The organism is Aromatoleum toluolicum (assembly GCF_012911005.2).
Classification (GTDB): domain Bacteria; phylum Pseudomonadota; class Gammaproteobacteria; order Burkholderiales; family Rhodocyclaceae; genus Aromatoleum; species Aromatoleum toluolicum.
The window spans coordinates 43164-67173 of sequence record NZ_WTVS01000023.1; the positions used below are offsets into that span (position 1 = coordinate 43164).

23 protein-coding genes are annotated in these 24010 nt (G+C 65.1%); 22 read left to right on the forward strand and 1 reads right to left on the reverse strand.

The window, feature by feature from the left end:
* Positions 1–16 precede the first annotated feature (16 nt).
* The 21 genes from GPA27_RS12430 to GPA27_RS12530 all read left to right on the forward strand — a co-directional run bounded on the left by GPA27_RS12430 (position 17) and on the right by GPA27_RS12530 (position 22140).
* Positions 17–1723, forward strand: a complete 1707-nt coding sequence (locus GPA27_RS12430; RefSeq protein ID WP_169140885.1) for a glycoside hydrolase family 13 protein — start codon at positions 17–19, stop codon at positions 1721–1723.
* Positions 1724–1775: 52 nt separating this feature from the next.
* Positions 1776–3044, forward strand: coding sequence for an ABC transporter substrate-binding protein (locus GPA27_RS12435; protein WP_169140887.1), 1269 nt, complete (start codon positions 1776–1778; stop codon positions 3042–3044).
* A 261-nt stretch (positions 3045–3305) separates the two neighbouring features.
* Positions 3306–4301 (forward strand): carbohydrate ABC transporter permease, encoded by a 996-nt coding sequence (locus tag GPA27_RS12440; RefSeq protein ID WP_169140889.1) that lies wholly within the window; start codon positions 3306–3308, stop codon positions 4299–4301.
* Positions 4298–5143 carry a carbohydrate ABC transporter permease gene (locus tag GPA27_RS12445; protein ID WP_169140891.1) on the forward strand — a complete coding sequence of 282 codons (846 nt, stop codon included), beginning with the start codon at positions 4298–4300 and terminating at the stop codon, positions 5141–5143. The genes GPA27_RS12440 and GPA27_RS12445 overlap by 4 nt, the downstream gene beginning before the upstream one ends.
* 34 nt (positions 5144–5177) lie before the next feature.
* Positions 5178–6359: an ABC transporter ATP-binding protein gene (locus tag GPA27_RS12450; RefSeq protein ID WP_169140893.1), complete on the forward strand. Its 1182-nt coding sequence runs from the start codon at positions 5178–5180 to the stop codon at positions 6357–6359.
* A gap of 137 nt (positions 6360–6496) precedes the next feature.
* On the forward strand, positions 6497–8005 hold the full coding sequence (treF, locus tag GPA27_RS12455; protein WP_169140895.1) for an alpha,alpha-trehalase TreF: 1509 nt from the start codon (positions 6497–6499) through the stop codon (positions 8003–8005).
* Positions 8006–8051: 46 nt separating this feature from the next.
* Complete coding sequence (locus GPA27_RS12460) at positions 8052–9209, forward strand: MFS transporter (RefSeq protein WP_169140897.1); 1158 nt, start codon at positions 8052–8054, stop codon at positions 9207–9209.
* A gap of 77 nt (positions 9210–9286) precedes the next feature.
* A complete protein-coding gene (locus GPA27_RS12465; RefSeq protein WP_169140899.1) occupies positions 9287–10252 on the forward strand; it encodes an aldo/keto reductase in 966 nt (321 codons plus the stop codon).
* 134 nt (positions 10253–10386) lie between these two features.
* Positions 10387–10872 carry an adenosine-specific kinase gene (locus GPA27_RS12470; protein WP_169140901.1) on the forward strand — a complete coding sequence of 162 codons (486 nt, stop codon included), beginning with the start codon at positions 10387–10389 and terminating at the stop codon, positions 10870–10872.
* Positions 10873–11033: 161 nt separating this feature from the next.
* On the forward strand, positions 11034–13439 hold the full coding sequence (locus GPA27_RS12475) for a bifunctional diguanylate cyclase/phosphodiesterase (protein ID WP_246261065.1): 2406 nt from the start codon (positions 11034–11036) through the stop codon (positions 13437–13439).
* Positions 13440–13651: 212 nt separating this feature from the next.
* A complete protein-coding gene (locus tag GPA27_RS12480; RefSeq protein ID WP_169140903.1) occupies positions 13652–13840 on the forward strand; it encodes a hypothetical protein in 189 nt (62 codons plus the stop codon).
* Positions 13841–13870: 30 nt separating this feature from the next.
* On the forward strand, positions 13871–14149 hold the full coding sequence (locus GPA27_RS12485) for a type II toxin-antitoxin system RelE/ParE family toxin (RefSeq protein ID WP_169140956.1): 279 nt from the start codon (positions 13871–13873) through the stop codon (positions 14147–14149).
* 11 nt (positions 14150–14160) lie between these two features.
* Entirely contained in the window at positions 14161–14469 is a 309-nt protein-coding gene (locus GPA27_RS12490) for a HigA family addiction module antitoxin (protein ID WP_169140905.1), read from the forward strand.
* 382 nt (positions 14470–14851) lie between these two features.
* Positions 14852–16213, forward strand: a complete 1362-nt coding sequence (locus tag GPA27_RS12495; RefSeq protein WP_169140907.1) for a tyrosine-type recombinase/integrase — start codon at positions 14852–14854, stop codon at positions 16211–16213.
* A gap of 474 nt (positions 16214–16687) precedes the next feature.
* Positions 16688–16906: a hypothetical protein gene (locus tag GPA27_RS12500; protein WP_169140909.1), complete on the forward strand. Its 219-nt coding sequence runs from the start codon at positions 16688–16690 to the stop codon at positions 16904–16906.
* Between the two features lie 107 nt (positions 16907–17013).
* Entirely contained in the window at positions 17014–18072 is a 1059-nt protein-coding gene (locus GPA27_RS12505) for a ParB N-terminal domain-containing protein (RefSeq protein ID WP_169140911.1), read from the forward strand.
* A complete protein-coding gene (locus GPA27_RS12510; RefSeq protein ID WP_169140913.1) occupies positions 18069–19592 on the forward strand; it encodes a DEAD/DEAH box helicase in 1524 nt (507 codons plus the stop codon). Before GPA27_RS12505 ends, GPA27_RS12510 begins: the two co-directional genes overlap by 4 nt.
* A complete protein-coding gene (locus GPA27_RS12515) occupies positions 19589–20287 on the forward strand; it encodes a hypothetical protein (protein WP_211164966.1) in 699 nt (232 codons plus the stop codon). The genes GPA27_RS12510 and GPA27_RS12515 overlap by 4 nt, the downstream gene beginning before the upstream one ends.
* On the forward strand, positions 20284–21132 hold the full coding sequence (locus GPA27_RS12520) for a toprim domain-containing protein (RefSeq protein WP_169140914.1): 849 nt from the start codon (positions 20284–20286) through the stop codon (positions 21130–21132). Before GPA27_RS12515 ends, GPA27_RS12520 begins: the two co-directional genes overlap by 4 nt.
* 73 nt (positions 21133–21205) lie before the next feature.
* Positions 21206–21649, forward strand: a complete 444-nt coding sequence (locus tag GPA27_RS12525) for a hypothetical protein (protein WP_169140916.1) — start codon at positions 21206–21208, stop codon at positions 21647–21649.
* On the forward strand, positions 21646–22140 hold the full coding sequence (locus GPA27_RS12530) for a hypothetical protein (RefSeq protein ID WP_169140918.1): 495 nt from the start codon (positions 21646–21648) through the stop codon (positions 22138–22140). Before GPA27_RS12525 ends, GPA27_RS12530 begins: the two co-directional genes overlap by 4 nt.
* A 276-nt stretch (positions 22141–22416) precedes the next feature.
* Here GPA27_RS12530 and GPA27_RS12535 read toward each other — a convergent pair whose 3' ends face one another.
* Entirely contained in the window at positions 22417–23049 is a 633-nt protein-coding gene (locus GPA27_RS12535; protein ID WP_169140920.1) for a hypothetical protein, read from the reverse strand.
* 198 nt (positions 23050–23247) lie between these two features.
* On the opposite strand from GPA27_RS12535, the gene GPA27_RS12540 reads away from it, so the two are divergent.
* Entirely contained in the window at positions 23248–23463 is a 216-nt protein-coding gene (locus GPA27_RS12540) for a helix-turn-helix domain-containing protein (protein WP_256222921.1), read from the forward strand.
* Positions 23464–24010: the final 547 nt, after the last annotated feature.

Consider the following 24010-nt stretch of genomic DNA (forward strand, 5'->3'; position numbering starts at 1 on the left):
CGAGAGGAATCCCCCAATGAGTGAACAGCACAACAAGGTCGTGAAGACGCAGTGGTGGAAGGAGGCGGTCGCCTACCAGATCTACCCGCGCAGCTTCATGGACTCCAACGGCGACGGCATCGGCGACCTGAACGGCATCACCGCGCGCCTCGACTACCTGAAGGCGCTCGGGATCGACGTGATCTGGATCTGCCCGATGTACAAGTCGCCCAACGACGACAACGGCTACGACATCGCCGACTACCACGCGATCATGAAGGAGTTCGGCACGATGGCCGACTTCGACCGCCTGCTCGACGCGGTGCACAGCCGCGGCATGCGCCTGATCCTCGACCTGGTGGTGAATCACACCAGCGACGAGCACGCGTGGTTCATCGAGTCGCGCTCGTCGAAGGACAACCCGAAGCGCGACTGGTACGTGTGGCGCGACGGCAAGGATGGCAAGGGGGGTGAAAAAGGCAATGAGCCGAACAACTGGGAAAGCATCTTCAAGGGTTCGGCGTGGAAGTTCGACGAAACGACGGGCCAATACTTCCTGCACCTCTTCTCGACGCGCCAGCCCGACCTGAACTGGGAAAACCCGGAAGTGCGCACGGCGATCAACGACATGGTGCGCTGGTGGCTGGACAAGGGCATCGACGGGTACCGTCTCGACGCCGTGAGCCACATGAAGAAGGTCGCCGGCCTGCCCGACATGCCGAATCCGGAAGGGCTCGACCACGTGTCCTGCCTGCCGATGCACATGAACGTCGATGGCGTCCTCGACTACATGGACAACCTGTGCCAGAACAGCTTTGCGGACTACGACATCATGACGGTGGGCGAGGCCAACGGCGTGTCCGCCGAGCAGGCCCGCGACTGGGTCGGAACCGACCGCAACCGGCTGAACATGATCTTCCAGTTCGAGCACCTGCACCTGTGGGCGCAGGACCCGCAGGCGGCGCTGGACGTCGTCGCGCTGAAGAAAGTGTTCTCGCGCTGGCAGGGCACGCTGCACGGCGTGGGCTGGAATGCGCTGTTCCTTGAGAACCATGACATCCCGCGCATCGTGTCGAAGTGGGGCGACGTCGAGCACTACTGGCGCGAGAGCGCGACCGCCCTCGCGACGATGTACTTCCTGATGGAAGGCACGCCCTTCATCTATCAGGGCCAGGAGATCGGGATGACCAACACCCGCTTCGACAGCATCGCCGACTTCAATGACGTGTTCGCGAAGAACGAGTACGCGTTGCAGCGGGAGAAAGGCGTGCCGGCCGACGAGATCATCGCCACGCTCGCGGTCACGTCGCGCGACAACTCGCGCACGCCGATGCAGTGGGACGCCTCGGCCAACGCCGGCTTCACGACCGGCACGCCGTGGCTGAAGGTGAATCCCAACTACCCGCAGATCAACGTCGCGCAGCAGGAAGCCGACCCCGATTCGATCCTGAACTACCACCGCCGCCTGATCGCGCTGCGCAAGGCCGAGCCGGTGCTGGTGCATGGGCGCTACGCGCTGCTGATGGAGAGCGACCCGCAGGTCTATGCCTACACCCGCACGCTGGGCAGCGAGCAGATCGTCGTGCTGACGAACCTCACCGGAAAGGACGCCCGCGTCGAGCACGACGGCTTCGCGCTGCGCCACGAGGATCTGCTGCTCGCGAACCACGCCGTCGCCGCCCATGGCGACGGGCGCCAACTGACGCTGCGCCCTTACGAGGCCCGCGTGTATCGCGTGCGCTGAGCCCGAACCGCAAACGTATTACCGGAACCCGAGAAAAGGAGGAGACACAATCATGAAGAAACTGCTTCCCGCCACCCTGACCGCGCTGATGTTCGGCGCCATCCCTGTCGCCCACGCCGACACGCTGAAGATGGCGTGCAACGTTTCCGGCGCGATGAAGCCCTACTGCGAGCACGTCAAGGGACGTTTCGAGAAGGAGACGCAGCACAAGCTCGCCTTCGTCGAAATGCCTGCCGCTTCGGACGAAAAGCTCGCGCTGTACCAGCAGATCTTCGCCGCGAAGGATGCCGACGCGGTCGACGTGCTGTCGATCGACGTGATCTGGACCGGCCTGCTCGACAAGCACCTGCTCGACCTCACCGACAAGGTGAAGGACCTCGAGCCGTCATTCTTCCCGAACAACTGGAAGAACAACATCGTCAACGGCCGCATCAAGGCCGTGCCCGGCCAGCTCGACGCCGGCATGATGTACTACCGCAAGGACCTGCTCGCGAAGCACAAGGAGCAGCCGCCCAAGACCTGGGAGGATCTGACCCGAATCGCCAAGACCGTCCAGGAAGCCGAGCGCGCGGCCGGCAACAAGAACTTCTGGGGCTTCGTCTTCCAGGGCAAGGCCTACGAGGGGCTGTCGTGCGACGTGCTGGAATGGGTCGCGTCCTACAACGGCGGCACCTTCGTCGATCCGGCCGGCAACATCACGATCAACAACCCGAAGGCGGCGAAGGCGCTCAACACCGCGGCGAGCTGGGTCGGCACGATCGCGCCGAAGGGCGTGATGGGCTACCAGGAGGAAGAGTCGCGCGCGGTGTTCCAGAACGGCGACGCGCTGTTCATGCGCAACTGGCCGTACGCCTACGTGCTCACGCAGGCGGACAACAGCCCGGTCAAGGGCAAGGTCGGTGTGATTCCGATCCCGAAGGGCGGCGAGGATGGCCTGCACGCGGCAACGCTGGGCGGCTGGCAGTGGAGCGTGAGCGCCTATTCGAAGAACCCGGACGCGGCGATCAAGCTTGTGCGCATCCTGTCGGAAGCCGAAACGCAGAAGCGCGCCTTCATGTTGCTGGGCATCCCGCCGGCCCGCGTCGATACCTATCAGGACGCGGAGGTGCAGGCCAAGGCGCCGTACCTCGCGGAGTTCAAGGACGTGTTCGCGAACGCCGTGCCGCGCCCCTCGACCCCGACCCGGTCGCAGTTCCCGAAGGTGTCGAAGGCGATGTTCAACGCCGGCTACGACGTGCTGAGCGGCCGCGCAACCGGCGAACAGGCGGTGGCCGACCTCGAAGACAAGTTGAAGCGCATCAAGGGCCGCGAGTGGAAGTGATTGCGATGCCGGCGTGACAGCTTCGGCGCATCGTTCCTCCCCCTTCAACGGGGGCGGAGAAGGGGTTTCGGCGAGCACTGCTCGCCGCCTGCGGAGCGGCGAGGCGAAGCCGAGACTACCGGTTAGGTGGGGGATGGGTTTCTGCGGCGTTTGGTTAACCCATCCCCACCCCAACCCTCCCCTTGAAGGGGAGGGGGCTACCGTGCAGCACTCAGCCGGACTTCACGCGATTGCTGGCCGGGTTAATACGAGGTATCAACGATGACTCACAATTCCGAAAGCCTGCTGCCATCGGCCGCGGTCGCACCGCCCCCGACGGCGAGCGCGCCGGGCCGCAAGCGCAGCCTGCAGCAGCGCCGCGCCCGCGCGGCATGGGTGCTGGTCGCGCCGGCGCTGATCCTGCTTTTCGCGGTCGCCGGCTGGCCGCTGCTGCGCACGGTGTTCTACAGCTTCACCGACGCCGCGATGGACACCCCCGAGGACTACAACTTCGTCGGGTTCGCGAACTACCTCGACTTCGCCGAGGGCGAGAGCTTCGGCGTGCTGGCCGACCCGTTGTGGTGGCAGGCGGTGGGCAACACGCTGTGGTTCACGGCCTGCTCGGTGTCGCTGGAGCTGTTCTTCGGCATGCTGCTCGCGCTGCTGATGAACGAGAAGTTCCGCGGCCAGGGTCTCGTGCGTGCGGCGATCCTGGTGCCGTGGGCGATCCCGACCATCGTCACGGCGAAGATGTGGGGCTGGATGTTCCACGACCAGTACGGCGTGATCAACGATCTGCTGCAGCGCGTGGGTGCGATCGCTGCGCCGCTGGCGTGGATCGCCGAACCTGACCTGTCGATGTGGGCCGTCGTCATCGCCGACGTGTGGAAGACGGTGCCCTTCATGGCGCTGATGCTGCTCGCCGCACTGCAGATGATCCCGTCCGACCTCTACGAGGCCGCGCGCGTCGACGGCGCCACCGCCTGGCAGCGTTTCCGCCGCATCACGCTGCCGCTGATCATGCCGGCGATGATCGTCGCGCTGATCTTCCGCGTGATGGACGCGCTGCGCGTGTTCGACCTGATCTACGTGCTGACCTCCAACAGCGAGGCGACGATCTCGATCTCCGGCTACGCCCGCGAGCAGATGGTGTCCTTCCAGGAGATGGGTGTCGGCTCCGCCGCGTCGGTGCTGGTGTTCATGATGGTCGCGGGCATCGCTGCCTGCTTCCTGTGGATCAATCGCTTCAGTCACGAAGGCAAGGAGGCACGGGAATGAAGCTCACTCGCCAACAAAGGGAATTGGGGAAGAAGTTCTGGATCTACCTGACGGCGCTCGTCGTCAGCGTGATCTGCGTGTTCCCCTTCTACAACGCGGTGCTGACCTCGCTGCGCACCGGCCAGGAGCTGTTCCTGACCAACTACCTGCCGACGACCTTCCACTGGGAGAACTACGTCAGCGCGCTGGGCGAGAACGGCGTTGGGCGCAGCCTGCTCAACTCCTTCCTCGTCGCGTCGATCACCGTCGGCATCTGCCTGCTGGTATCGATCACCGCGGCCTTCGCGCTGGCGCGGGTGCGCTTCCGCGGGCGCAAGTACATCCTCTTCACGATCCTCTGCGTGTCGATGTTCCCGCAGGTCGCGGTGCTGTCGGGGATGTTCGAGCTGGTACGCTTCATGGGCCTGTACGACTCGATCGGCTCGCTGATCCTGTCGTACACGACCTTCTCGCTGCCCTTCACGGTGTGGGTGCTGACGACCTTCATGCGTTCGCTGCCGGTGGAATTGGAGGAGGCGGCGATCGTCGACGGCGCGAACCTGTGGGTCATCATCACCAAGGTGTTCGCGCCCATCATGGGGCCGTCGCTGGTGACGACCGGGCTGCTGGCGTTCATCGGCGCGTGGAACGAGTTCATGTTCGCGCTGACCTTCATCATCTCCAACGAGAACCGCACCGTGCCGGTCGCCATCGGCATGCTGCAGGGCGCCTCGCAATACGAACTGCCGTGGGGGCACATCATGGCCGCGTCGGTGGTCGTGACCATCCCGATCATCGCGCTGGTGCTGATCTTCCAGAAGCGCATCGTCAGCGGCCTGACCGCTGGCGCCGTCAAAGGCTGACCTGCGACCCCCGACCCCGACAAGGAATACGAACATGGCACAACTGACACTCGAGAAACTCAACAAGCGCTACGGCGATGCCGCCCAAGTCATCAAGGCCATCGACCTGCAGGTCAACAGCGGCGAATTCGTCGTCATCGTCGGCCCGTCCGGCTGTGGCAAGTCGACGCTGCTGCGCATGATCGCCGGGCTGGAGGACATCTCCGGCGGCAACATGTACATCGACGGCACCCGCGTGAATGACGACACGCCGTCCGAGCGCGGCATCGGCATGGTGTTCCAGTCCTACGCGCTGTACCCGCACATGAGCGTGTACGAAAACATGGCCTTCGGCCTGCAGCTCGCGAAGCTGCCGAAGGACGAGATCGCGCGCCGCGTGGAGGCGAGCGCCCGCATCCTGCAGCTCGAGCCGCTGCTGCAGCGCCGGCCGAAGGATCTCTCCGGCGGCCAGCGCCAGCGCGTCGCCATCGGCCGCGCCATCGCGCGCGAGCCGAAGCTCTTCCTCTTCGACGAGCCGCTGTCCAACCTCGACGCGGCGCTGCGCGTGCAGATGCGCATGGAGATCGCCGCACTGCACCGCCGCCTGAAGTCCACGATCATCTACGTCACCCACGACCAGGTCGAGGCGATGACGCTCGCCCAGCGCATCGTCGTCCTGAATCGCGGCAACGTCGAGCAGGTCGGCACCCCGCTCGAACTCTACGACCACCCGGCCAACGAATTCGTCGCCCAGTTCATCGGCTCGCCGAAGATGAACCTGATGCCGGCGACTCTCGTGCACGCCGGGCAGACCGAGAGCGTCGTGCGCCTGTGGAGCGGCAAGGAGCTCGTCATCCCGATCGCCACGCCGACCAGCGCCGAAGGCACGAAGGTGAAGCTGGGAATCCGCCCCGAACACATCGAGTGGGGCAGCGTCGCCGAGGCGCCGAACCTCGCCGACGTGCTGTTCGTCGAGCACATGGGCAACGAGACCTACCACTACCTCGACAGCGGCAAGCTGGGCGAGCCGTGGGTGGTGCGCGACTCGCGCCGCTCGGACATTGCCGCCGGCGACACGGTCGGCTACTCGCTTCCGCCCGAGCACTGCCACCTCTTCGACGAGTCGGGCCAGGCCTTCGCACGTCGCGCCGTCGCCAACGGCGCGAGCCGCCTGCCGGGCATGGACGCGCCCCCGATCACCTTTGCCGAGCCGGCACGCACGAACGTGATGCACTGAAGGACCGCAGGGCGGAAGTGCGAAGCGCATATCGCCGGATGCCCGGTGTTTGACGCCCATGTGGCGGATAACGCCGCTGCGCGGCTCATCCGCCCTACGCAATCCGTCGTGACCGTTCCGCGCGACAAGGAAAAGAAGTGACAGAAAACGGACTCCAGACCTCGGGCGCACTGTTCGAGGCCGTGCAGCTCGCGCGCGTGTTCGAGGATTCGAAGACTTTCCCCGACAGCGTCCCGCTTGCGCCGCCGGAGCGGATCCGCGACGAGTTCAACGCGCTCGTCGGCGATTTCGTGCGCAGGCGTTTCGCGCTGCCGGGGCAGGGCGCGGGCATGTCCGAATCTGTGCGGCCGGCGCCAAGCCTCGCCGCCCACATCGACCGGCTGTGGCCGACGCTCACGCGTCCCGCCGACCGCGCCGACGCGCCGCACGGCTCGCTGATCCCGCTGCCCCATCCCTATGTCGTACCCGGCGGGCGCTTCCGCGAGATCTACTACTGGGACAGCTACTTCACGATGCTGGGCCTGCTCGCGTCGAAACGCCTCGACCTCGTCGAGAACATGGTGCGCAACTTCGCGTGGCTCGTCGACACGCACGGCCACATCCCCAACGGCAACCGCAGTTACTTCCTCAGCCGCTCGCAGCCGCCGATGTTCGCCTTCATGCTGCGGCTGCTCGAGCGCGAACGCGGCATCGACGCGATCCGGCCGTACCTGCCGCAAGCGGAGCGCGAGTATGCCTACTGGATGTCGCGCACGCCGGCACCGCACAACGGTCGCGCGATGCCCGACCGCCACACGGTGCGCCTTGCGGACGGCGCGCTGCTCAACCGTTACTGGGACGCGCGCAACACGCCGCGCGAGGAATCCTTCGCCGAGGACGTCGAACTCCATGCCCGCGCGGCCCCGCAGCAGCAGGACGAGCTCTACCGCAACCTGCGCGCCGGCGCAGAGTCGGGCTGGGATTTCAGCAGCCGCTGGTGCGATGAGGATGGGCGGCTGGATAGCATCCGCACGACCGAATTGATCCCCGTCGACCTCAACTGCCTGCTATTCCGCATCGAGCGGATGCTCGGCGACTGGCTCGCGCAGCTGGACGAGCCCCGTGCCGTCGATTACCGGCTCGCAGCGGAACGTCGCCGCGCAGCAGTCGTGAAGCATTGCTGGAACGAAGACCGGGGCTGGTTCTTCGACTGGTCGTGGCGCGACGGAGCGCAGAGCGGATGCTGGTCGCTGGCCGGCGTGTTTCCCCTCTATTGTGGTCTCGCGGATGAGGCGCAAGCCGCACGCGTCGCGCGCAACGTCGCCGAACGCTTCCTGCGGCCGGGCGGAGTCGTGACAACGCTGACCGACTCGCATGAACAGTGGGATTCGCCGAACGGCTGGGCGCCGCTGCAGTGGGTGGCGGTGCAGGGGCTGCTCGACTACGGATATGAGGAACTCGCGCGCGAGATCGCAACCCGTTTCGTCGGTCTGGCCGACCAGGTGTGGCGCCGCACAGGCAAAGTGATGGAAAAGTACGACGTGTGCGACCTGTCGCTCGACGCGGGCGGCGGCGAGTATCCGGTGCAGGACGGCTTCGGCTGGACCAACGGTGTCGTGCGCGCCTTCATCGAGCGCTTCGAGCTCGACGCGTATCGGGGCTCCTGAATCCTCGATCGCCTCGCTTCCCCCGTTTTCCTGTCACGAGGACATCATGCTGAAGTTCCCTGCCGGCCCCCTGTGGGCGCTGGTGACCGGTTTTGCCGCGCTGGGTGGTGTGGGCAGCGTCCTGATGACGCGCCAGCCGGAGTTCTATCACCGCTGGAACCTGGATAACGCGGAGTGGGGCTGGGCGCTGTTCGCCACCGGCCTCGGCGGCGTGCTGGCCTATCCGCTCAACCGCTGGCTGTTGGCACGCTGGGGCGGTCGCGGGATGCTGCACCGCTTCGGCACGGCCGGCGGCATCGTGCTGGCGGTCATCCCCTGGCTGCCCGGGGTTCCCTGCCTGCTCGCGGGGCTCTTTGCGCAGGGCGTGATCTACAACGGCGTCGGCGTCGCGATCAACCAGCAGGCGTCGCAGTGGGAACTGCAGCGTGGTACGCGCATGATGGGACGCCTGCACGCCACCTTCTTCATCGGCAGCGTGCTGTCGGCCTTTATCAGCAGCCTGCTCGCGGCGCTCGCCGTCAGCTTGCCGCTGCACATGGCCGCGGTCGGCCTTGTCGCTGCGCTGATCCATCGCGCCGCTGCGGCGACGCTCGAGGCCGAGGCCGCCCGATCGACCACGCCCGTCGCCGTGCATCATGCCCCCGAATCCTGGCTCGGCCTGGGCGTGCTGTTGTGCGGGTGCACCGTGCTCGAAAGCGGCGTCATGGGCTGGGCCTCGGTGTATCTCAACCAGAGCCTGAACGCAAACGAGAGCCTGTCCGGCATCGGCCTCGCGCTGTTTTCCGGGGCGATGGCGGTGGGGCGGCTCTTCTCGGACGGTCTCGTCACGCGTCATGGCGCGCTGTGCATCGTCCGCACGGGCGCCATCGTCTGTGCGATCGCCCTCGCGCTGGCGGCCTGGCTGCATCAGTTGCCGGTCGCCATGCTCGCCTTCGCCGTCACCGGATTGGGGCTCGCCGCGGCCGCGCCGGTCATCTTCTCGGTCGCCGGGCGGATGGGCGGGGAGGCGCTCGCCTTGATCGCCGGCCTCGGCGCGCTCGGTGGCCTTCTCGGGCCGGTGATCCTCGGCCGCGTCGCGAGCTACCTGTCGCTCGACTGGGTGCTCGCCACGCTCGCCGCGGTCGCTGTCGCGATCGCCCGGCAAGCGGCGGTCCTCGCGGCGAGCCGGCCGCCGGTTGGCGCCGTGTCCGCGCCGGTGCATTGAGAACACAAACCGCCGCCGCGCCCGCACCGTGCGCGAATTCGACGCACGGCGTTCAATGACTCGAAGGACTCACAAGAATGGAAACATTCCTCATCCCCGGCACCGACCTGCGGCTTTCGCGCCTCGCGTACGGTTGCATGAACATCGGCGGTGCGATGGACGATTCGCCGCTTAACCCGGAACTGCGCCGTTCGGCCCGCGAGGCGGTCGAAGCCGCCCTGGAAGCCGGAATCAACTTCTTCGATCACGCCGACATCTACGCCGCGGGCAAGTCCGAAGCGGTGTTCGGCGAGATCCTCGCGGCGAGCCCCGGCCTGCGCGATCGCATCGTCCTGCAGTCAAAATGCGGCATTCGCATAGCCGCGGGGCCGCGCGAGCCCAAGCGTTACGACTTCAGCTACACGCACATCGTCGGTTCGGTCGAGCGCATCCTTCGCCGTCTCGCGACCGATCGCCTCGACATCCTCCTGCTGCATCGGCCCGACCCGCTCGCCGAACCCGAGGAGGTCGCGCGTGCCTTCGATGATCTGCACGCGAGCGGCAAGGTGCGTTACTTCGGCGTCTCCAACCACGCGGCCTCGCAGATTGAGCTGCTGCGCCGGCACGTGCGTCCACCGCTGGTGGTCAACCAGCTCCAGCTGAGCCTCGCGCATGCGTCGCTGATCGACGAGGGCGTGACCCACAATCACGGCGACGCGCCGCCTCCGGTCGCCGGCACACTCGACTACTGCCGCGCGCTCGACATTCGGGTCCAGGCGTGGGCGGCACTCGGCGGAACCCGCTTCCTCGATTCCTCCGTGCAGACGGACGAGGCGACGAGGCGGACGGTCGCGCTCGTCGGCGAATTCGCGGCGGAGAAGGGCACCGCCCCGGAGGCGATCCTGCTCGCGTGGTTGCTGCGCCATCCGGCCGGCATCCAGCCCCTGATCGGTAGCACGCGCCCCGAGCGTATTCGCGCCTGCGCCGCGGCGGCCACCGTGCAGCTCTCGCGCGAGGAGTGGTACGCGCTGTTCACGGCGGCGCGCGGCGCGAAGCTGCCCTGACGGCTGCGCTCGCCGGAGCCTGTGTTCCGCTTGGCGCGTGCTATGTTGAGATCGACAGCCGCCCACGGACGCCCCGGAGAGGGTCGTCGCAGCGCAGCGTGGTTCCGCGGCGGGACGCGAGGAGGAGCACCGCCATGAACCTGATTGCCGTGAGGATCGACAAGCCCGAGCCCATCAACTTCATCCTCGGCCAGACGCATTTCATCAAGTCGGTCGAGGACATCCACGAAGCGCTGGTGAATGCGGTTCCGGGCATCCGCTTCGGGCTCGCGTTCTGCGAAGCGTCCGGCGATCGCCTGATCCGCTGGTCGGGAACCGACCACGCGATGGTCCTGATGGCCCAGGCCAACGCGCAGGCGATCGGTGCGGGGCACAGCTTCATCGTCTTCCTCGGCGAAGGCTTCTATCCGGTCAACGTCCTCAACGCGATCAAGCAGGTGCCCGAGGTATGCCGCATCTTCTGCGCGACGTCGAATCCGGTGGAGGTCCTATTGGCGGAAACGGGGCAGGGGCGCGGCATCATCGGCGTCGTCGACGGCTACCCGCCGCTCGGGATCGAGGACGAGGAGAAGATCGAAGCGCGCAAGAAGCTGCTGCGGCAGATCGGCTACAAGCTCTGAGTGCGTGACGGCGGAAGCGCGCGAAGCCCGTCGCGTGTCGTCGGAGACGCACGGGGCAGGGTCTCGCCGTTTTGTGCTCGCACCAACCTTGTGGTGCATGAAGTGTCTAACTTCGGCGCTGACCCGAGCACGAGCGGCCAGCAGCTGATCAGGGGCGTGCCATGACGATGGACGAGCAGTTGTCGCTTAAGGAGGCAATGGCGGCGACGCATCCGCACGCGGAAGCGCCGGAGCTTGGCAGCGCGCTGACCGCGCTGCGCGTGACCAACGCGGCGGTGCGCGCCGCGACCGATGAGCCCGGACTGCTGCGCGATGTCTGCCGGGCGGTCGTCGATGCGACGGCTTTCCGGTTCGCGGCGGTCAGTCACGCCGATGCGGATTGCCGCACGCTGCAGCGCATCGCATGGTCCATGCCGTTGTTGGACGACGTCGGCGACGAGACCCTTGTGCTCGATGACTCGCCGTGGTGTGCGGCCGCGCGAGAAGCCTTGCTGGCCGGGCGGCCGTTCCTTGCGCCGGCCGGGCTCGCGTCGATTCTTGCGGTGTTGCCGCTGCGCGACGGAACGCAACTGCTCGGCGCGTTGCAGATCGCATGCATGCGCGCGGACGGCTTCGCCGTCGGCTCCATCGATCTCCTGCAGGAGGCGGCCAATGCGCTCGCCTACGGCATGGTCGTCCTGCGCAAGGCCGAGCGCCATGCCGCCGTCGAGGAGGCCCTGCGCCGTGTGAACCGCGCACGCAAGACCCTCAGCGAGGCGAACCGCGCGCTCGTCCGTGCCACCGAGGAGCAAGGCCTGTTGCAGGACATCTCCCGGATCATCGTTGAGGAAGGCGGTTATCGCTTCGCATGGGTGGGGTATGCACAGCACGACGATGCGAAGAGTGTGGCGATTATGGCGTTTCACGGTATCGATCGCGAGTTTCTCGACTGGCAGCGTCTTACATGGGGTGAGGGCGAACGTGGACATGGCGCCACAGGCGTCGCAATCCGTACCGGGCAGCCCAGCATCGGCCGCAGCATCCGGAAGGACGAAGCCCTTGCCCCGTGGCGTGACGAAGACCTGCGGCGGGGGATCGCTGCGGTCAGCGCGTTTCCGTTACGGCAGGGCGACGAGGTCCTGGGCAACCTCACGATCGCCGCCACCGAGGAAGACGCCTTCGACGAGGCCGAAGCCAACCTGCTGGGCGAGCTGGCCGACGACCTCTCGTTCGGCATCGCAACGCTGCGCCTGCGCGAACGCAATCGGGAGGCGCAGGAGACGATCAAGCGCATGGCCGAGGAAGACGCGCTCACCGGCCTGCCGAATCGCTGGCGGCTGCGCATGCGCCTCGTCGCCGAGATCGACGCCGCAATGGCGCGCAGCGGTCCGTTGGCGCTGCTGGTGCTCGGCTTGAACCACTTTCCGGAGGTGAACGAGACGCTCGGCTACCAGCAGGGCGACTTGATGCTGTGCGAGGTCGCCGCCCGCATCCGGCGCGTCGTGCAGGACGCTTCCGGCGTCGCCCGCGTCGGCGAGTCGGAGTTCGCGATCCTGCTGCCGCACGCGGACGCCGCGGCTGCATCACGCGCGGCACAGCGCCTGCTGACTGAGCTGCTCGAACCCGTTCCGCTCGGCGAAATCATGCTGGACGTGAGCGGCAGCATCGGCATTGCCGTATTCCCGGGCCACGGCGCCGAGGCCGACGCCCTGATCCGCCGCGCCAATGTCGCGATGCACCAGGCGCGCCAGCAGGGCCACGGGCATGCCCTCTACACCGGCGGGCGCGACCGCGAATGTGCGCGGCGGCTCGCGCTCATCGGCGATCTCCACCGAGCGATCGATGCCGGCCAGATGCGGCTCTACTGCCAGCCCAAGGCCAGGCTCGCGAATGGCGAGTTGTGCGGTGTCGAAGCGTTGGTGCGGTGGGAGCATCCGCAGCGCGGAACGCTGTGGCCGAACGAATTCATCAGTCTGGCCGAGCACAGCGGACTCATCAGCCCGCTCACCGACTGGGTCATGCAGGCCGCCTTCCGGCAAAGCTACGTCTGGCGTCAGGAGGGATTGAGCGTGCCGGTGGCCGTGAACCTGTCCGCGCGCGACCTACGCGATCCCAAGCTGATCGAGCGCGTGCGCAATCATTTCGCGACTTGGGGCGCCGACGCCGGGGACATCCAGTTTGAACTCACCGAAAGCGCGCTGATGCAGGATCCGCAAGGCAGTCTCGAGTGTCTGCACAGACTGAAGGACCTGGGCAGCGCCCTGTTCATCGACGACTTCGGCACCGGTTATTCCTCGCTCGCCTACCTGCAGAAGCTGCCCGTCGACGCGATCAAGATCGACAAGTCCTTCGTGCAGGACATGCTCTCGAACAATGATTCGAACGTCATCGTCCGTTCGACCATAGACCTCGCACATGATCTCGACCTCGAGGTCGTCGCGGAGGGCGTCGAGGACCGGGCCGGGTGGGAACACCTGTCGGCGCAAGGGTGCGACGTCGCGCAGGGCTATGTCATCAGCGAACCGATCCGCGCCGAGGCGTTCGCGGCGTGGCGCTCAGAACGCGCACGTAAGACGCCTACGCACTGAGGCGAACACTGCGCGCCGGCGGAGGCAGGGCAGGGAGGCAAAAAGGCCCGTCAGGCGAAGGCGATCAGGGATCATGCCTGACGATCACCCTGCATCTCTGCTTCGCATCCGCTGCCTTACGGCAAGCAGGAATGTCCCGCGCCTTCCAGCGCTGCGACCGATGGTCAAACGCGCTCATCATCGTGCATGGAAGGTAGTGCGATAATATCCAAATGGAATTGCGTCGCGACGCTGAATCGAATCGGCACAACATACCACGTGCCGAAGCCGAGGCACTTTGCTGCGACATGTTGCGCCAGTGGCACACGGAGGTTGAGGGTTCGATTCTGGTGCAGATCGGCATCGAGCAACCGGACGAGCAGACGGAAGGCGCGAGACTGAGACTCGTCGTCAAATGTTGATAAGCGAAACGCTACGCTATACACTTGATCATGATAAGAACCTTTGCCCACAAGGGGCTGCAGGCGTTCTTCGAGAGTGGCAGCGAGGCAGGGATTCAACCGCACCACGCGCCGAGGCTTCAGCGCCTGCTTGTGAGGCTGGATCTATCCCGAGCGCCGGAGGATATGAATGTGCCGGGATGGCGACTTCACCCGCTCGCGGGAGACCTTGCCGGTCACTATGCCGTGACGGTAAATGGCAATTGGCGCCTGACGTTCCGATTTGAGGGAGAGGACGCCGTTCTGGTGGATTACCAGGACTACCACTGAGGAAAATTGAAATGACAACCATGCACAACCCGCCGCATCCTGGTGAGACCTTGCGCGAGGACGTGCTGCCGGCTCTCGGACTGACCGTTACGGAAGCTGCCGAGCAGCTTGGCGTGACGCGCGCTGCGTTGTCGCGTGTGCTGAACTGCCGCGCTGCCATCTCGCCGGAAATGGCGCTTCGAATCGAAGCCTGGCTCGGAGTCGAAAATGGCGGTCGCGCGGATGTGTGGCTCGGCCAGCAGGCTGCTTATGACCTCTCGAAGGCGCGTAGTGCTGGCATCCCCGCAGTGAAGCGCGCTCCTGAACTACTCGCAGTCTGACCGACGCGCTTTCGACATGACGGCCGCGCACAACCGGAGTGTCCCGGTGAATAGCACGCATTGCCCGGCAGGGCCTCGGTGAAATTGCTTACACGGGGCGGACGCAGTGCCCGTAAGCAGCGTAGCCGGACCATCAGGATCGGGCTATCGCTCTGATTTGTCTGGTGCCGACAATCTGACTCGAACAGATGACCTACCGCTTACAAGGCGGTAAAAACCCATATTTCTTGGCATTGATCCGTGTTGATATAAATTCGTAAGGTACTGATGTGCAACAAAAACATATTATAATGACGTTGATGGGGATGAAGGGGGATTGATTGTATTCCTACCCAATTCCTACCCAGCGCACTTCCGACATCTTTCAACGGGGCTCATCACCATGCCGAGGGAACGTCTCACTGATACAAGGGTAGCCAACTTCCGTCCCCCGAAAGAGGCCTTGCTGCGCGACACGGAGTCGCATCTCGCAGTGCGAGCGCGGCCGACCGGATCGAAGGTGTTCGTGTTCATGAGCACCCTGAACTACAAGGACATCCGGATCACGATCGGTGAGGTCGGAGCGGTTGCACTGGCAGATGCGCGCCGCAAGGCCCAAGCATGGCAGGAGCTCGTTGATCAAGGCAGGGATCCGCGCGACGTGATCCAAGAGCAGGCGCGCCAAGACGAGAGGGAAAGGGCCGCACGCGCTGCAGAATTGGAGGCGCAGGCCCGCGATGCGTCAGCGAAGGCGGTAACCGTGGGCGAGGCGTGGGCTGCGTACCTTGAGGCGCGCGGCCCGAAGTGGGGGGAGCGCCATATGCGTAACCATCTTGCCATGGCGAAAGCTGGCGGAGAGCCGCGGGGCAGGGGGCGGCGCAAGGGGGAATCCGAAACGGTACAGCCTGGTCCGCTCTATCCGCTGCTCGCCATACGCCTCTGCGAGCTCGACGCTGAAAAGGTGAAAGCCTGGCTTGAGCCACTAGCCGAGCGCACGCCGACACAGGCTGCGCAGACCTATAGGGCCCTGCGCGCATTTCTCAGTTGGTGTGGCGATCAGCCTGAATTTTGCGCTGTCACGCACTCGGACGCCTGCAATCGCCGCATGGCACGCGACACCTTACCCAGGGCTCGCGCTAAGGATGACTGCCTGCAGCGCGAGCAACTCGCGGGGTGGTTTCTCGAGGTCAAGAAGATCGGAAACCCGATCATCGCGGCGTATCTGCAGGCGTTGCTCTTGACCGGTGCGCGGCGCGAAGAACTTGCCGGTCTCCGATGGGAGGACGTCGACTTCAAATGGAAGAGTCTGACCATCCGTGACAAGGTGGAGGGCGAGCGCACCATTCCGCTGACACCCTACGTGGCTTCTGTGCTGGTTCCACTGCCACGCCGAACCATCGTTCGCGACGGTGAGCAGGTTTCCCTGCCGTGGGTCTTCAGCAGCCCCACGGCTGCGTCCGGCCGGCTGCAAGAGCCACGCATTCAGCACGTTAAAGCACTCAGTGCCGCTGGCCTTCCGCATCTGTCCCTGCATGGCCTGCGCCGATCATTCGCCACGCTTGCCGAGTGGGTGGAGGCTCCCGCTGGTATCGTCGCGCAGATCATGGGGCACAAGCCGAGCGCTATCGCGGAAAAGCATTATCGGCGCCGACCACTGGACCTGTTGCGCATGTGGCACACAAAAATCGAGGAATGGATTCTCGAGCAGGCTGGTATCGAACTGCCGAGCGCAGAGCAGGTGGCCAGGATGCGCGTCCTGCCGTGAACTGTTCCATGTAATTCCACGTGAGCCGATCGGGGGCATTCGGGCCCGCGTACATTTTCATTCACCGCCCGCGCCTCCTCCACATGAGGGTACTGCGCGCGAAGGTGGGTACGGCCAAGAGCAATCTGGCCGCTGCTCCTCTCTCTCTCCACCGGCAAATCTTAACGCCGAGCCGAAACGGCCCTAGGCAGGATGAGCCTGCGATAACGCTACCTTGACGAAACGCGGGAAGACCTCGCGTCGTTACTCGAATGCGGTCCGAGGCACCGTTGCATATCGCGGAATTTTGGATAACATAAACCCCGCAGCCGGAATTAGGGATGTCGCTGGCAGGACCGTAAGTCTTTGCCCCGACGCTAGGGATTCCGAGTAGTTTGGTGGTGTGCGACCAAGCGGCGGCACGAGATACGCTCGTGCTGCCGCTTTTGTTTTTTCAGGCTGCGCGAGCGACCCAAATTTTTTTTGGAGTTCGCAATGCCCCCTATCCATCAGCGCACCGACCGCGGGTCGATCCTGCGCGCACATACCACTGAACAGGCTGCAACCCTCCTGCAGGTCAAGCCCCAGACCTTGCGTGCGGCGCTGTGCCGCGGTGGCAATTACCTCGGCATTACGCCGGTCAAGCGCGCCAACCGCTTCTTGGCTTGGCCGGCCGATCAGGTTGAAGCCGTTGCGCGCGGGGAGGTGGCCTGAGATGAAAGCGCGCGCCATCATCAAGACCATGATCGTTCGCTCCGCCGCGGCGGGGCTGATCTCCCAAGCAGTGGCGAAGTGGATCATCAATCGCGGGGGCATGCTTCATGTCTGAGCATACCGCCCGTCCTGCCAGCGCTATCGCAACGCGCCTTCCCGTTCGCAAGTCTCTCGAACTCTCCCTGATCCGCCTCGACGGAGGTACCCAGCCGCGCGTCGAAATCAACCTCGATACCGTCGCCGAGTATGCCGAGGCGGCCGCCGAGCAGGCGAAGTTCCCCCCCATTGTGGTGTTCTTCGATGGGGCCGCTCACTGGCTCGCAGACGGTTTCCACCGCTACCACGGCACCAAGCAGGCCGGCTACCCGACCATCCTGGCCGAAATTCGCAACGGCGCCAAGCGTGACGCTGTGCTCTACGGCCTCAGCGCCAATACCCGTCACGGCCTGCGCGAAACCCGCGCCGACAAGCACCGCAAGATCGAGATCTTGCTTCGCGACGCCGAGTGGGTGGAGTGGGCAGATCGCGAGATTGCGCGCCGCTGCGGCGTTCATCACGAGACGGTGGCTGCAGTGCGTGCCGAACTCGAAGCATCTGGCGAAATTCGCCAGATAGAGGCCCGCACGGTCGAGCGCAATGGCACGATCTTCACGCAGTCCGCTCGCATCGAGCCGGCCGTATCCGACGAGGGCGTTCCGGTCGCGCATGACGAAGATCCCCACGCTGTCCCCCGTGCCGACAACGTCGACGGCCAGCAGCCCACCGCCCTTGCGCCCTCTTTCGCGATACAAAACGCCCCCCAAAAGTCGGTCACGCCGCAGCAGCAGGCGGACCAAGCCGAGCCCGACGAGCCGCCGGCGGTGGCGCCGGAGCCGGGCGAGGTCGAGCGCCTGCGCGCCGAGGTAGCGGACCTGCGCGCTGCAAACGCAGAGCTCGCAAAGAACCTCGAGGATGCCGTCGCCGACAACGAGGCAATGACCCGCATCGTCGAGGCCGACGACAAGGTCACCGCCGCCCTCGCCGAAGCTGAGCAGTACCGCAAGCAGGTTTGTATGCTCGAGGAGCGCAATCGCGGGCTGACGAACGAAAAGAACGAGGCCGTCCGCGCCGTGAAGTATTGGAGAACGAAGGCCGAGGCGGCCGAGAAGCGTGAGGTGACGGTATGACGCTCACGCTTTTCGAACCGAAAATCGACTCGAATATCACCTTTCCGCCACCACGCGATTTTCAGGTCATCGCCCACGAGGCCCTGCGCGACGGCATCCGCCAAGGGCATCGGTGCCAATTGGCGATGGCGCCGACTGGGGCGGGCAAAGCGTACTTGGGCCTGCGAGTGTGCCACGAGGCCCTGCAGAAGGGCCGACGCGCCCTGTTTGTCGCCGATCGCGAGGCGTTGATCCAACAGGTGAGCGAAACCGCCGACCGCTATGGGCTAGTTAATCACGGGATCATCATGGCCGACCACTGGCGGACGAATCCGTCCATGCCGCTCCAGATCGCTTCCGTCCAAACGCTGGCATCGCGCGGTTGGCCTACGGCCGATGTGATTGTCATCGATGAATGCCACTCCATGTACTCGACGTGGACCGACCACGTGATGCGCACCCGCGCAGCGGTGGTGGGTCTGAGCGCGACGCCCTTCTCGCATGGCTTGGGCCGCATCTTCTCGCGCTTGGTCAATGCGACGACCATGGCAGAGCTCGTCCGCGCCGGTGTTCTCGTGCCCATGCGCGTCTTTTCGTGCACGCGGCCGGACATGACTGGGGCCGAAACCTCCGGCGGTGAGTGGACCGAGAACGCGGCGGCCGAGCGTGGGATGGTGATCATCGGTGACGTCGTGGCCGAGTGGGCGCGATTCGCCTCCGACCGCAAGACGATCGTCTTCGGCGCCACCATCGCCCATTGTGAGGAAATCGCACGCCAGTTCAACGGCGTCGGAATCATGGCCGCGGTCTATTCGAGACACACCAAGCCCGAGGACCGTAGGGCGCTGCTCGCTGAGTATCGTAAGCCGGACAGTGCCATCCGGGTCCTCATTTCCGTGGAGGCATTGGCCAAAGGCTTCGACGTGCCTGACGTCGGTTGCGTGTGCGATTGCCGACCGTTGCGTAAATCGTTGAGCACGGCCATTCAGATGTGGGGGCGCGGCTTGCGTGCCTCGCCCGCGACCCGCAAAACCGACTGCATCCTCCTCGATTTCTCCGGGAACATCATCCGCTTCGCGGCCGACTTCGAGAACGTCTATCACAACGGCCTGGTCGCGCTGGATGACGGGGAAAAGCTGGACCGAACGATCCGCCGCGAGTCCGGCGAGACCGTGCCAAAGGCGTGCCCCGCATGCGGCTTCACTCCGTTCGCAGGCCGGTGCATGTCGTGCGGCCACGAGGCGAAATCGAAGTGCGACATCGAACACGAGGCCGGCGTCATGCGGGAGATCCGCATCGGCAAGACAAAGTACGCCGACGATGACCGCCACCTGTGGGAGCAGGTTGTCGCCTACGCCCGCGAGTACTCCGCTCCGGCAAAGCAATACGGCCGCGCCCGGTACCTCTACCGCGACATCGCCGGCGCCGAACCGCCGCAGACCTTCACGCTTGAAGGCACGCCCGCGGTGCCGATCACGCGCAACGTCGCCAACAAGATCCGCTCGATCAACATCGCCTACAGCCGGAGGTGTGTGGCATGAAGACCCGCAAGCGCCGCGTCGCCGTTACTGGCTCCTGGCTGCCGCTCGGCCTCGAGTTTCTCCGCAGCCTGGCGTGCGCCGAATTGAGCCCGCATGGCGCCAAGCTGCTGCTCGATTGCCTGGCTAAGCTCGGCCCGAATGCCACTCGCAACGGCGACATCAGCCTCACGCCGAAGGCAATGGCTGTCCGCGGCTGGAGCAGCAAGTCGAGCCTCGGCGCCGCCGTGCAGGAACTGCTCGACCACGGCCTGCTCGTGCGCACCCGCCAAGGATCGAGGCTCGACTGCAGCCTGTTCGCCGTCACCCTGTACCCGCTCGATTGCGACCTCGGGAAGCTCGACGAGGGCCCAGGCTCCTACCGCACGATCGACTACATGGGCGCGGGGGGCGGACTGGCCAACCCGCCTACCGAGGCTAAGCCGGCGAGCTGGCGGCGTAGCCGAAAAGGGGCGGCGACCGGGCACCGGAAGGAGGCAAAAATAAAAACGGTGACCCCGGGGCGGGACGAAATAGGGTCCGAACGTTCCGGGGCGGGACGAACGGCCGCAGAAAATTCGGCCGAGTTTTCGAGTTCGTCCCGGGGCGGGACAAAACCCGCCGTTTTCGCCGGTCTGATCGTCCCGCCCCGGGGCACCTTTATAGAGAGCCATCTCTCCGGGGTTTCTTCTGGCGTCTCTGGGAGGGGGACGGCATGAGCGGCTTTATCAATTTTGCTCGGACCCATGACGTCGAGATTCGCGAGCTCCACCCGAGCGATCGGATCTGCCGCTGCCCGACAACGGCCCATCCGCGTTCGAAGAACGGCGCGTACTGGTTCGATGGCACGCGCGGCTGGGTGCAGAACTGGGAGACCGGCGAGCCCGTCCAGTGGTGGAACGACCCGGCCGCTCGCCCGTGGACGGAGGCGGACAAGGCGCAGTGGGTAGCACAGCGTCAAGCGGCGGACGAAGCTCGCCTGCTCGATCAGCAACGTGCCTCCGCGCGGGCCGCGCAGCTGATCGCGCAGGCCGCGACCGACACGCACGGCTACCTGAAGGCCAAGGGCTTCCCCGAGGTGAAGGGACTGGTATTGCCGGACGGAAGCTTGACTATTCCGATGCGCGACGTGACAACGAATGCGCTCCTCGGCGCGCAAGTCATCCGCCTCGAAGACAACCGCTGGCAGAAGAAGATGCTGCCCGGCATGCGCGCCAAGGGGGCCGTGTTCGTGATCGGTCCGCGGCGCGCGGCCGAGTTTGTTCTGTGCGAAGGCTATGTGACTGGCCTGTCTATCGCGGCGGCTATTCGACTGTTGCGGCTCGATATTAGCGTCATGGTCTGCTTCAGCGCCCAGAACCTCACCTACGTCGCCGGGATCGCGTGCGGCAGGCGCATGGTGTTCGCCGATCACGATGTCTCAGGCACGGGAGAGCAAGCGGCACGCACGACCGGCTTGCCTTGGATGATGAGCCCGACCGTCGGCGAAGACGCGAACGACCTCCACCGTAGCGCAGGCCTGCTGGCCGTGGCGAAGTTGATCATGCACGCGCGAAAGCGCTGATCGAAGGAATTACTGACACCCGCAGACGAGCCCGACCGCTATGACCAAGGCGACAAAATAGGAGATCGAAAAAATGACCGACGAGACCCGTAAATGCGGCCCGAATGCGGGCAAGCGTGACGCATGCGGCCGCTTCGCCAAGGGCAACCCTGGCAAGCCTCGGGGAACCCGCCACCGCGCGACTACGCTGGCGCTGGGGCTATTTGAGTCCGGTATCGAAGATATCGCGAAGACTGTCGTCGAGCTCGCACGCGGCGGCGATCTGGCTGCGGCAAAGCTGGTGGTCGACAAGTTGATTCCCCCCACGCGCGAGCGCCCCATCAATATTGCCCTTCCGCCGGTCGCGGATGCCGCCGGCGTTGCTGCCGCGGCTGCGGCAGTGGTACAGGCGGTCGCTGATGGCGAGCTGATGCCATCCGAAGGGACAGCACTCGCCGCACTCCTCGAAGGCCGCCGCCGCGCCTTGGAACTTGTAGAACTGGATGCCCGCGTGCGGGCGTTGGAGGCGAAGCAATGACTAACAGCTTGACCAAACGCATCGGGGCGCTGGAGGCCCGGACACCGTGCAACGACGAGGCCTCGGACCAGGATCCGACCGATTACGCCGCCCTTCGGCGAGCCCTCTGGGAGCGCGCCGCACATCCTACGCTGGCCCCTGTACAGCCGGCCTCACCCAGCGGAGTAGCCGGCGTTTTGCACTGGCGGCGCAAGATCGCCGAGACAGCCGCCAGGGCGGCTTCAATGCCGCCTCCCGACGAGCCCGGGAAGACCAACTACCAGGCGCTGCGCATCATGGCGGCCCAAAAAGCGGGCGGCGCGGCGCACCACGCCCTGCGCGGCGCCGAGCTGGAGGTACTGACGGAAGCGGGGTTCGACCGCCTTGTGCTCGACCAACTCAAGGCCGAACACACCCGCTACGAAGGGATCCCCTGGCAGTGGCACGGAGACAACCTCCCGGCCGAGGCGCAGTCCGTCATCGACTCGGCGCTCGCCAGCGCTGCGCCGTAAACCCCGAAAACGGCGCCAGTGATGCTTGGTCGCTGGTGCCCCCTCGCCGTCGATGTGACCAGCAGTGGGGGGCATTTTGCGCCCCGCGGGCCCCAATTGGCGGGCGGGGTGACCTTGTGCAAGTACGGTGCCCTGCTCTCGATCAGCACGGCCGCCGATGTACCATCTGGCCACAAGTAAACGGCCAGGGCCCCAACAAATTGTCGATACCCACAGCCGGTTCGGACCTGAGATCGCCGTTGCTCTTTGGCACATCACTCATAACCAAAATGCTAGTCAAGGGGCATCATCCCTCACAAGCTCAGACGACATCACCAAGCTCTCGCCTGCCCTGAGCGTAGTCGTTGACGGGTCGATGTAGAAAGCGCGCTCCTTGGCGAGCCGTTCAAGATACGCGGCGAACTGCGGCTGGTCCGTGTAGCTCTCGGTGGCGCGTGACAGGCGCCCGCGCTTTGGCTGCAATTGGACCCACTCGATCAGTTCCAGAAAGATAGAGGCATACACTTGCTTAGCGACGAGGTAGGGCAGCACTAGGCGCAGCAGCTTGGCCACACCTGCCTGAGAGCCTACAGTGATCTCGAGCTGGTCTTTCCATGTCGGTCGCCGGTTTTTGTACCGGGAGACGCGGTTGATTGTGTAGAAGAACGTGAGCCCTTCCCGGACGTAGATTTCCGAGATTCGTTGGATCATCCGCATGTCGGTGTTTGTGATGCGGATCTTGGGGCAGAGGAAACGCAGGCGGTTGTTGGGACCGCTTCGCTTCTCCTGCACCAGCGCGTGAAGGTTGCCTTCACCATCAAGAATGCCTGCGAGCCAGGCAAGATCGAGCTCTCTGCCGCCTTGGCCAGCCGAAGTTACCGCAACGTATCCGCGTTTCGTGTCCTTGGCTGTCGAGCGTGGTGATTCCACGGAGGCGGCTCTCCAACACGCGTTCAATCCAACTGATCGGGCTCGAGATGTAGGGCCACCCCCAAGTGCGGTGGCGAGGCTCTACGTGTCCTGTCGTCAAATTCCCACTATTGTGGGAAGACGAAAGTGTACCTCCACCGGCAGATTCCTCCAATTGTGGGAGGAGTCGGGTTGGACGCAGCGGCGGCGTTCGGGAGAGTGCTGAGGCGAGCCAGACGGCGGGCAGGGCTGACGCAAGAGCAGCTCGGGCTTGAGGCCGATCTGCGCCGAACTTATGTCAGTCTGCTCGAGCTCGGGCAGCAGCAGCCGAGCCTCACCACGATACTCAAGCTCGCCACGGCGCTGCAGCACCAACCGGGCGAGCTCGTCGATCTCGTCGTTTCCGAGATGGAGAAAGTAGCTAACGGGAACTAATCGTCGCCCTGTCTACCACCGACCGACACGCGGGAGCCCGTTGATGATCGGCTCATTCGGACGGGCGCGTGATCGGCACGGGCGAGCCAGTCCGTGATCGGCGGGCAAGGCGGTGGGAAGTGGAGCTCTTCTGGCGTTCGCCCACTACCGGGAGATGTCGTCCTTGGCGGCCTCCTGGTCGGCGCGGAGAAACGGAGGAATATCAAATTCATTCTCGGACCCGGCCTCGCGGTGGCCGTTCGGCGCCTGCACCATGATGTGTGTGAACTCGCCATGCTCATCGCTATGCCAAAAGCATATCGACGGCGGCCGCCTGGCTCTTGCAGCGCCTCGTGCCCGATACCGACGAAGTGCCCCGTACAGGGCTATGGTGACGACGACGACGGCGGCAAGCGCGAGGGCGGTCAAAACACCTCCTGAAGGACGCTGGTCTGGCGGCCGGACTGGAGAAGGAGCGCCCGGCAGCGCGCTGCGGAAGCGTCATTCGCCGATCATACGGCCTGTGCTCGGCAAACGCCGGCAATTTGAACGGCAACACCGAAGTCTA